2 protein-coding genes are annotated in these 3,724 nt (G+C 47.9%); one reads left to right on the top strand and one right to left on the bottom strand.

Features of this window, described 5'->3' with window-relative positions; all coding sequences use genetic code 11:
* The first annotated feature begins 133 nt into the window (after positions 1-133).
* Positions 134-2,395: a phosphoenolpyruvate--protein phosphotransferase gene (ptsP, locus tag ACWVCM_RS06475; protein ID WP_455200910.1), complete on the top strand. Its 2,262-nt coding sequence runs from the start codon at positions 134-136 to the stop codon at positions 2,393-2,395.
* A 32-nt stretch (positions 2,396-2,427) separates the two neighbouring features.
* Here the strand turns inward: ptsP and ACWVCM_RS06470 are convergent.
* A partial coding sequence (locus ACWVCM_RS06470) for a hypothetical protein (protein ID WP_455200909.1) occupies positions 2,428-3,724 on the bottom strand: 1,297 nt, incomplete at its 5' end.

The following is a 3,724-nucleotide window of genomic DNA, read 5'->3' as shown; positions in this document are numbered from 1 at the left end:
GTACCCATACCCTCTTTAAAAATGTCTGCTATGCAGTTTCAGTGTTTATAGCTGAGCAGTGAGCTTGGGTCTGAAATTTTGATGCATGAATGAACGCAGTTCGTAATTATTGAACAAACAGTAAAGGAACATAATGCTCGACACTTTGCGACGCATCGTACAGGAAGTAAATGATGCGAAAGATCTTGGAGACGCATTGCATATCATTGTACAACGCGTGAAAAGCGCGATGGCAGTGGATTTATGTTCCGTATATTTGGCTGATCATACAAATCGGCAGAATATACTAATGGCAACAGACGGGCTAAATCCGGACTCAGTGGGTAAGGTAAGGCTTGATTTTGGACAAGGCCTGACGGGTCAGGTAGGTGAAAGGGAAGAGGTAGTCAATATTGCTGATTCGGCCAAGCACCCGCGTTATCAGTATATTCCAGGGTCGGGCGAAGAAAATTATCACGCTTATTTGGGTGTTCCAATCATCCATCATCGAAAATTACTCGGCGTACTGGTGGTGCAACGCTATGCCAGTGAAGAATTCGATGAAGATAATGTTACCTTTCTGATTACCATTGCAGCTCAGTTATCGGGCGCTATTGCGCATGCGGAAGCCAGCGGTATTAATCTTGTCGAGCAAACGCCGGTACGCAGCGCAGCACCGATTGCCGGACAGCCGGGCTCTCCGGGAGTTGGCGTTGGTACTGCATTTGTGCTTTATCCTGCTGCGGACTTGGATGCAATCCCCGATCGAACGATCAAGGACATTGAGAAAGAAGAACAGATTTTTCGTCTGGCTGTAGAAGGCGTCAGGCAGGATATCAAGTCTTTGATGGCGAGATTAACGGATCGCTTGCCGGTTGAAGATCGGGCGCTGTTTGATGCCTATTTGTTGATGCTAGAAAATGAAGCACTCGTTGGTGATGTTGTTCAACGAATTCACGAAGGTAATTGGGCGTCGGGCGCATTGCGCGACACCATCCGGGAGCACCTGCGTGCTTTTGAGGATATGGATGATCCCTATCTGCGTGAACGCGGCGAAGATGTTCGAGACCTGGGTCGCCGAATACTCGTGAGATTACAAAGCGGTGGTGATGACGGACCACGAAATTATCCTCGTAATACAGTGTTGGTCGGAGAAGAAATTACCGCGGCAATGCTCGCGGAAGTGCCTATTACTCAGCTGGCTGGAGTGGTTTCGGTAACCGGTTCCCGAACATCGCATGTCGCAATTTTAGCTCGAGCTATGGGTATTGCGGCAGTCATGGGTGCAGATCTGCCAGTCAGTCGTATTGATGGTTTGAATATGATTGTGGATGGCTACCGGGGCCGAATTTATATTTCGCCTACAAAAGCGGTGTTGGCTGAATTTAACCGTTTAGCCAAGGAAGAGCAGGAACTCTCCGCGGATTTGGCATCACTGCAGGATTTGCCTTCAGAAACCCCGGACGGGATGCATGTTCCGTTACATATTAATAGTGGTTTGCTGGCAGACCTTATTCCCAAAGATACCAATGGTGCAGAGGGCATTGGTCTGTATCGTACCGAATTTCCGTTCATGGTTCGGGATCGTTTTCCCGGCGAAGAAGAACAGCTTCAGATTTATCGACAGGTGTTGCAGTCATTTAATAGCGGGCCGGTTACTTTGCGCACCCTGGATGTGGGTGGTGACAAGGCATTACCGTACTTTCCCATTAAGGAAGATAATCCTTTTCTCGGTTGGAGGGGTATTCGTATCACACTGGATCATCCCGAAATTTTTCTGGTGCAGTTACGAGCCATGTTACGTGCAAGCGAAGGCATTGACCGTATGCAGTTGCTATTACCAATGATTAATAGTGTGCATGAAGTTGATGATTCACTGGCGATCCTGAAGCGTGCTTACGAAGAGTTAGTGGAAGAAGGTTATAAGATTGAAATGCCAAAAATTGGTGTAATGATTGAAGTGCCTTCTGCCGTGTACCAGGTTCGGGAAATTGCGCGCCGGGTCGATTTTCTGTCCGTGGGTACCAACGATTTGACACAATACCTGCTGGCAGTTGATCGAAATAATTCCCGTGTCGCTGAATCCTATGATGCCTTACACCCGGCTGTATTACGTGCTTTGATTCAGGTCATCGAGGGTAGTCATGCGGAGAATGTTCCGGTCAGTGTGTGCGGTGAAATGGCTGGAGATCCAGCGTCCGCAATATTGTTAATAGGTATGGCTGTGGACAGCCTGAGCATGAGTGTTGCCAACTTGCCGCGAATCAAATGGGTGGTTCGCAATTTTACTTCCGGTCGCGCGAAGCGCTTGCTGGCAGAGGCATTGAGTTATGAAACGGCTGATGCTATTCGTTCCAATTTGAATGCAGTGTTAGAAGAAGCGGGATTGGGCGGTTTGGTGCGTGCTGGTCGCTGATAATAGAGTGTTGGGAAAGTGGTACGCTTGTGTTAAAACGAAAATAAAGCATCAAGATAAACCTGGTCTTCTCCGTTTTCGTCAAATCCATGCGCATAACCCAGCCTGATGTCTAATGGTATAAAGTATCCTAGTATAAGTTTCATGTAGAATTCTAATCCTGCGCTGTTCGAGTAATCTGCTGACTCGATTTCACTATCCCAGGCATCGCCTGCGCTATAGAATAAAGTACCATGTAACTGGTAAATTCCCACGGGTGGAACCATAATGCCGGATTCCACCAGGGCCAGTGGAAAGCGCCACTCAATATTTGCTAGCAACATATCCGGTCCAACCAGGTTGGCCAGTCCTTCGGGATATCCTCGCAAGGGGTATTGTCGTTTATTAAATACGTCTGTTGTTGGTTCATAAAGCGTTGCGGCCGGTGGAACTATTGCAAAATCTTTCCCGCTACCACCCAGTCGAAACGGATTTGGCGTCTGCGTTCCGAGTCCCCCGATCAATCGTGTTGTTAGAACATGTTTGTGAGTCAGGCTGAAGTAGCCAGTCCAGTCCAGGGTGTAAACCTGGCCCGTATAGTCGCTATCCAGGGTGTCGCTGTCTTCGGCAACAGCGCGCAATCGCACACCATCTTCCAGGCTGATGCCACGAGGAAAATGTCTTGCTGAATTGTAGGTTAACGCCGCGCCAAGTATTTCATCTTTGAGTGTTGCCAGAGGAATCCCCGTTGGTTCGACTTCTTTATCAGATTCTTTGTTGCTACTGATGCCGAAATGGTAAGTCCATTGCCTGTCCCGGGTAAGGAATGGGAGCAATGCCTCCGCTGTCAGCGTATCTGAGTCACGAAAACTATTGAGGTTGCCCTGTGTATCAAGGACAGTTAATACTTCACGTTGAAAAGACAGTTTTAATGCGACGCGCCAGCGGTCGTAGCGATATGAAAACCAGCCCAATGGCCAGTTATTACTGAAATCATATGCAGCTGTCAGGGCGTATTGGTGCCAGTTTAATGGATCAGAACCCGAGACACTGATGCCGAGTTCATTGCGTTCATTGGTCAGCGATAAATAGGGAAACCAGCCTGTAGGGGCAATTTTGTCCAGTGCAAAATAAGGTTTCGAATCAGCATTACTGAATTTATTCTCCTGTTCAGGCATAGGCGGGTAAGGCCTGGGCAAATCATTGAGTGCTAGCTGCTGATTTAACGTTTCATCTTTTGCTAAGAAAAAAATGTCAGTACCATTGGCGTGCTGACCGAGATAAAAGATTCCCTGATCATCGGGGGACTCGGTGGCTGATACAGCAGCACCCATTACGTTGGTTAGTTGC

Source organism: Kaarinaea lacus (genome assembly GCF_975902315.1).
This window is presented reverse-complemented; position numbering and strand designations above follow the sequence as displayed.

Coding starts and splice junctions, on each gene's coding strand:
- ptsP (WP_455200910.1), top strand. CDS start 134: ATGCTCGACACTTTGCGACGCATCGTACAGGAAGTAAATGATGCGAAA.